The sequence below is a fragment of the Buchnera aphidicola (Hyalopterus amygdali) genome (genome assembly GCF_964059015.1).
Classification (GTDB): Bacteria; Pseudomonadota; Gammaproteobacteria; order Enterobacterales; family Enterobacteriaceae; genus Buchnera; species Buchnera aphidicola_BN.
Map to the genome: position 1 here is coordinate 1 of NZ_OZ060385.1, position 6,776 is coordinate 6,776.

4 protein-coding genes are annotated in these 6,776 nt (G+C 26.7%); all 4 read right to left on the reverse strand.

Features of this window, described 5'->3' with window-relative positions; translation table 11 throughout:
- Positions 1-926 precede the first annotated feature (926 nt).
- The gene (locus AB4W74_RS03130) at positions 927-1,514 is read right to left on the reverse strand and encodes a glutamine amidotransferase-related protein (protein WP_367682272.1); all 588 of its coding nucleotides are present in this window, start codon (positions 1,512-1,514) and stop codon (positions 927-929) included.
- A gap of 13 nt (positions 1,515-1,527) precedes the next feature.
- Positions 1,528-3,075 (reverse strand): anthranilate synthase component 1, encoded by a 1,548-nt coding sequence (locus AB4W74_RS03135; RefSeq protein WP_367682273.1) that lies wholly within the window; start codon positions 3,073-3,075, stop codon positions 1,528-1,530.
- Positions 3,076-4,211: 1,136 nt separating this feature from the next.
- Positions 4,212-4,799: a glutamine amidotransferase-related protein gene (locus AB4W74_RS03140; protein WP_367682272.1), complete on the reverse strand. Its 588-nt coding sequence runs from the start codon at positions 4,797-4,799 to the stop codon at positions 4,212-4,214.
- A gap of 13 nt (positions 4,800-4,812) precedes the next feature.
- Positions 4,813-6,360 carry an anthranilate synthase component 1 gene (locus tag AB4W74_RS03145; RefSeq protein WP_367682273.1) on the reverse strand — a complete coding sequence of 516 codons (1,548 nt, stop codon included), beginning with the start codon at positions 6,358-6,360 and terminating at the stop codon, positions 4,813-4,815.
- Positions 6,361-6,776: the final 416 nt, after the last annotated feature.

Below are 6,776 nucleotides of genomic sequence, written 5' to 3' on the forward strand. Positions count from 1 at the left end.
TTATCCCCAAAGTTATAAACATGTTGATAAAATGAATATAAAATATTTAAAAATAGAATAAAATCATATAAAACATAGTCTTATATCTATTTCTTTAATAATTATTATATAATTTATGTCATTTTTAAAATAAACTTATGCACAGAAAAATGTGGATAACTTTTTTTAAATTAATTTTTATATTTAATTCCTTTTTTAATAAAACATTGAATCTATTTTAAAATAGATATTTTTTTTCATTTAATATATTAATTGAATCCATTGATGTATTGATTTATTCATAATCACCATATCATCTTTATATATCTGATATATTAATATTTTTTATCATACTGATAAATATACGTGTCAATTTTTTAATCATTTCGTATATCCATGTTTTCATTTCTAAACATAAAAATAAATATTTAATTGTAATTAATAAAGAAATGTTTATATTGCATGTATAAAAAAATTTTTTTAATCATTTCGTATATCCATGTTTTCATTTCTAAACATAAAAATAAATATTTAATTGTAATTAATAAAGAAATGTTTATATTGCATGTATAAAAAAATTTTTTTAATCATTTCGTATATCCATGTTTTCATTTCTAAACATAAAAATAAATATTTAATTGTAATTAATAAAGAAATGTTTATATTGCATGTATAAAAAAATTTTTTTAATCATTATTGAATAATTAAAAACGGGGTCACAAAACTACATTTTGAAGCGGATTAAAAAAATGTTTTGATTTCTAAATGTTTGTTGTGTTAGATAAAGTGGTTTGATTATCACTTTATTTTAATTATTATGTGGGGGGGTTTTTAGATGCATTATTAACGTTGTATTTGTTTTTTTAATTCTGATCTTTTAAAGATCCTACGTTTCAGTTAATTGATTAACGAATAACTCTGTTAAAGGTTTTTTTAAGTTAATTTTATTAATTGTATTTTAAAGATGACCAATGAATGATTTGTTCTAATAATAGAGCACCAGAAGTGGTTAAAATTGATTCGGGATGAAATTGAAAACCACAGACATAATCGATGTTGTTTCGTACAGACATGATCATATCATTGAAATAAGAGTTAATGATAAATTTTTTCGGAATTTTATTGCATATCAGGGAATGATACCGTGCGACAGGTAACGGTTGAGGAAGCCCTTCAAACATCTCTAAACCATCATGGTTGATCAAAGATGCTTTTCCGTGGAATATTTCACCTGCGTATCCAATAACGCCTCCATACGCCTCTACTATTGCCTGATGGCCTAAACAAATTCCGATTATAGGATATTTTCCTTTAATTTCATTTATCAAATTTAACATACATCCTGCATTTTTCGGCGTACTGGGTCCGGGCGACAGCATTAAAATGGGATTGCTCATACTGTTAAGAGAATTTACAATTACTTTTTTATTTACAGTATTTCTATAAATTAATACATAATGATTTTTGTTTCTAATTTGTTCGACAAGGTTATAAGTAAAGGAATCAATATTATCTAAAAGTAAAATATTTGCCATTTTAAAAATCCTATTAATGATGCGCATTTTTTATAGCATTGATAACCGCTTGCGCTTTATTTAAACTTTCATTGACTTCATCTTCTGGGATCGAATTAAAAACAACCCCCGCACCCGCTTGAATTGTTGCTGTCCCCCCTTCTACATATGCTGAACGTATTGTAATACATGTATCAAGATTGCCTAAATCTGTAAAATAACCTATAGCACCTCCGTAACTCCCTCTTTTTTCCTGTTCACATTCAGCAATCAATTGCATGGCTCGTACTTTTGGTGCCCCAGTTAGCGTGCCCATATTCATACAAGCAGCATACGCATGTAATGCATCTAAACCCTGCTTCAGTTCCCCCACTACTCTGGATACAAGGTGCATTACATGAGAATATTTATCCACTTTTACTAAATCTGAAACGTATCTTGTACCCGGTGTACAAATTCGTGCAAGATCATTTCGCGCCAAATCTACAAGCATTAAATGTTCTGCTAATTCCTTATGATTAGTACGCATTTCAAGTTCTATTCTACTATCTAAATCTAAATTTACAGTGCCGTCTTGATTTCTCCCCCTCGGTCTTGTTCCTGCTATAGGATACAGTTCTATTCTTCTCGTTTTTTCATCATATTTTAAAGAACTTTCTGGTGATGCTCCAAATAATGTAAAATCTTTGTCTTGCATAAAAAACATATAGGGACTGGGATTGCTTTTCTTTAATTTTTGATAGGCTGATAAGGGATTAGGACAGGGTAAATAAAATTTTCTTGACGGCACAACTTGAAAGATTTCACCTTTTTGGATTAATTTTTGTAATTTTTTTATAATGGAACAATATTGAGCATCATTGATATTTGAAGTTAAACTGATGTTTGGGATTTTCATCTTAGGTATTAAAGTACATGTTTGATGTAATTTTTTTTCTATTTCTATAGCTCTTTTTGTGATCCTTTCTTTTTCTTTTTTGTTGCTCGTGAATAAGCTGTTTTGAATTAAGCACGTTTTTTTTTGATGATCTAAAACCAATAAAGTTTCTGCTAAATAGAAACAAAAGTTAGGACATTTTTGATTGTCTTTAAGATCCGGTAACGATTCAAAGATTGAAATTAAATCATACGAAAAAAGACCCCCAAAAAACATCGCTTTTGATTTTTTTTGTGGATTATTAAATGTTTTAATAAGTAATCGAAAAGAGTCAAAAACAGATAATGAAAAAAGTTTTTTATCTTCATCAATATTTTTATTGATCTTAGGAAAAATAAGAATGACCGCTTCATTTTTTTCATACATTTGCACTTCTTGAGGGACGGTTTCTTTTAAAGCTAATAAAATTTCTGCCCCATTTTTAGAAAATGATTGTAATTTTACTGAATTATTTTCTGAAGAGATACGTAGTGCACTATCAATAATCATAATACTTTCTAAATCTTTTTTTTTATTTATTTCCGCTGTTTCCAATAACAGTGTGAATGATTTTAATTTACAAAGATGATTAAATATTATAGTTGGATCGAAATGATAAGGAGCGTGCCTTTGAATAATTTCAATATTATGTAATTTTTTTTTCATTATTCGGGGTCTCTGTTTAACTGGCTTATTGAAAACAGACGGTATTTAATTGGTTTTATAGTTAATATCCAGATTATGATAATCAATTTAATAAATTAAATCAATGATGCCTTTTTTAATTCTATTCTTTATACTAAACTAGTATATAATACTTATTTAAATATTAATAAAATATGTAAAATAAAATGATATTAAAAATATTGTAATAAAAAAAATAATAACAATTAAATATTTTATATATACATACATATATTTTTTTTAATAGAAAACATCGTATACCTATATAATATATATTACTTTATTGTAGTAAAAATGTGCTGCATTCATACTAACTTATTGTATTTGAAAGACTTTTTATATTTTTTTCAGGTTTATTTGATAAATCTAAAATATTTATGAATAAATATATACAGAACTTATCCCCAAAGTTATAAACATGTTGATAAAATGAATATAAAATATTTAAAAATAGAATAAAATCATATAAAACATAGTCTTATATCTATTTCTTTAATAATTATTATATAATTTATGTCATTTTTAAAATAAACTTATGCACAGAAAAATGTGGATAACTTTTTTTAAATTAATTTTTATATTTAATTCCTTTTTTAATAAAACATTGAATCTATTTTAAAATAGATATTTTTTTTCATTTAATATATTAATTGAATCCATTGATGTATTGATTTATTCATAATCACCATATCATCTTTATATATCTGATATATTAATATTTTTTATCATACTGATAAATATACGTGTCAATTTTTTAATCATTTCGTATATCCATGTTTTCATTTCTAAACATAAAAATAAATATTTAATTGTAATTAATAAAGAAATGTTTATATTGCATGTATAAAAAAATTTTTTTAATCATTATTGAATAATTAAAAACGGGGTCACAAAACTACATTTTGAAGCGGATTAAAAAAATGTTTTGATTTCTAAATGTTTGTTGTGTTAGATAAAGTGGTTTGATTATCACTTTATTTTAATTATTATGTGGGGGGGTTTTTAGATGCATTATTAACGTTGTATTTGTTTTTTTAATTCTGATCTTTTAAAGATCCTACGTTTCAGTTAATTGATTAACGAATAACTCTGTTAAAGGTTTTTTTAAGTTAATTTTATTAATTGTATTTTAAAGATGACCAATGAATGATTTGTTCTAATAATAGAGCACCAGAAGTGGTTAAAATTGATTCGGGATGAAATTGAAAACCACAGACATAATCGATGTTGTTTCGTACAGACATGATCATATCATTGAAATAAGAGTTAATGATAAATTTTTTCGGAATTTTATTGCATATCAGGGAATGATACCGTGCGACAGGTAACGGTTGAGGAAGCCCTTCAAACATCTCTAAACCATCATGGTTGATCAAAGATGCTTTTCCGTGGAATATTTCACCTGCGTATCCAATAACGCCTCCATACGCCTCTACTATTGCCTGATGGCCTAAACAAATTCCGATTATAGGATATTTTCCTTTAATTTCATTTATCAAATTTAACATACATCCTGCATTTTTCGGCGTACTGGGTCCGGGCGACAGCATTAAAATGGGATTGCTCATACTGTTAAGAGAATTTACAATTACTTTTTTATTTACAGTATTTCTATAAATTAATACATAATGATTTTTGTTTCTAATTTGTTCGACAAGGTTATAAGTAAAGGAATCAATATTATCTAAAAGTAAAATATTTGCCATTTTAAAAATCCTATTAATGATGCGCATTTTTTATAGCATTGATAACCGCTTGCGCTTTATTTAAACTTTCATTGACTTCATCTTCTGGGATCGAATTAAAAACAACCCCCGCACCCGCTTGAATTGTTGCTGTCCCCCCTTCTACATATGCTGAACGTATTGTAATACATGTATCAAGATTGCCTAAATCTGTAAAATAACCTATAGCACCTCCGTAACTCCCTCTTTTTTCCTGTTCACATTCAGCAATCAATTGCATGGCTCGTACTTTTGGTGCCCCAGTTAGCGTGCCCATATTCATACAAGCAGCATACGCATGTAATGCATCTAAACCCTGCTTCAGTTCCCCCACTACTCTGGATACAAGGTGCATTACATGAGAATATTTATCCACTTTTACTAAATCTGAAACGTATCTTGTACCCGGTGTACAAATTCGTGCAAGATCATTTCGCGCCAAATCTACAAGCATTAAATGTTCTGCTAATTCCTTATGATTAGTACGCATTTCAAGTTCTATTCTACTATCTAAATCTAAATTTACAGTGCCGTCTTGATTTCTCCCCCTCGGTCTTGTTCCTGCTATAGGATACAGTTCTATTCTTCTCGTTTTTTCATCATATTTTAAAGAACTTTCTGGTGATGCTCCAAATAATGTAAAATCTTTGTCTTGCATAAAAAACATATAGGGACTGGGATTGCTTTTCTTTAATTTTTGATAGGCTGATAAGGGATTAGGACAGGGTAAATAAAATTTTCTTGACGGCACAACTTGAAAGATTTCACCTTTTTGGATTAATTTTTGTAATTTTTTTATAATGGAACAATATTGAGCATCATTGATATTTGAAGTTAAACTGATGTTTGGGATTTTCATCTTAGGTATTAAAGTACATGTTTGATGTAATTTTTTTTCTATTTCTATAGCTCTTTTTGTGATCCTTTCTTTTTCTTTTTTGTTGCTCGTGAATAAGCTGTTTTGAATTAAGCACGTTTTTTTTTGATGATCTAAAACCAATAAAGTTTCTGCTAAATAGAAACAAAAGTTAGGACATTTTTGATTGTCTTTAAGATCCGGTAACGATTCAAAGATTGAAATTAAATCATACGAAAAAAGACCCCCAAAAAACATCGCTTTTGATTTTTTTTGTGGATTATTAAATGTTTTAATAAGTAATCGAAAAGAGTCAAAAACAGATAATGAAAAAAGTTTTTTATCTTCATCAATATTTTTATTGATCTTAGGAAAAATAAGAATGACCGCTTCATTTTTTTCATACATTTGCACTTCTTGAGGGACGGTTTCTTTTAAAGCTAATAAAATTTCTGCCCCATTTTTAGAAAATGATTGTAATTTTACTGAATTATTTTCTGAAGAGATACGTAGTGCACTATCAATAATCATAATACTTTCTAAATCTTTTTTTTTATTTATTTCCGCTGTTTCCAATAACAGTGTGAATGATTTTAATTTACAAAGATGATTAAATATTATAGTTGGATCGAAATGATAAGGAGCGTGCCTTTGAATAATTTCAATATTATGTAATTTTTTTTTCATTATTCGGGGTCTCTGTTTAACTGGCTTATTGAAAACAGACGGTATTTAATTGGTTTTATAGTTAATATCCAGATTATGATAATCAATTTAATAAATTAAATCAATGATGCCTTTTTTAATTCTATTCTTTATACTAAACTAGTATATAATACTTATTTAAATATTAATAAAATATGTAAAATAAAATGATATTAAAAATATTGTAATAAAAAAAATAATAACAATTAAATATTTTATATATACATACATATATTTTTTTTAATAGAAAACATCGTATACCTATATAATATATATTACTTTATTGTAGTAAAAATGTGCTGCATTCATACTAACTTATTGTATTTGAAAGACTTTTTATATTTTTTTCAGGTTTATTTGATAAATCTAAAATATTTATGAATAAATATATACAGAAC

What these genes read in the sequence shown, in the direction of transcription:
- AB4W74_RS03145 (WP_367682273.1), bottom strand. Translation starts at nt 6,360, where the DNA reads ATGAAAAAAAAATTACATAATATTGAAATTATTCAAAGGCACGCTCCT.
- AB4W74_RS03135 (WP_367682273.1), bottom strand. Translation starts at nt 3,075, where the DNA reads ATGAAAAAAAAATTACATAATATTGAAATTATTCAAAGGCACGCTCCT.
- AB4W74_RS03130 (WP_367682272.1), bottom strand. Translation starts at nt 1,514, where the DNA reads ATGGCAAATATTTTACTTTTAGATAATATTGATTCCTTTACTTATAAC.
- AB4W74_RS03140 (WP_367682272.1), bottom strand. Translation starts at nt 4,799, where the DNA reads ATGGCAAATATTTTACTTTTAGATAATATTGATTCCTTTACTTATAAC.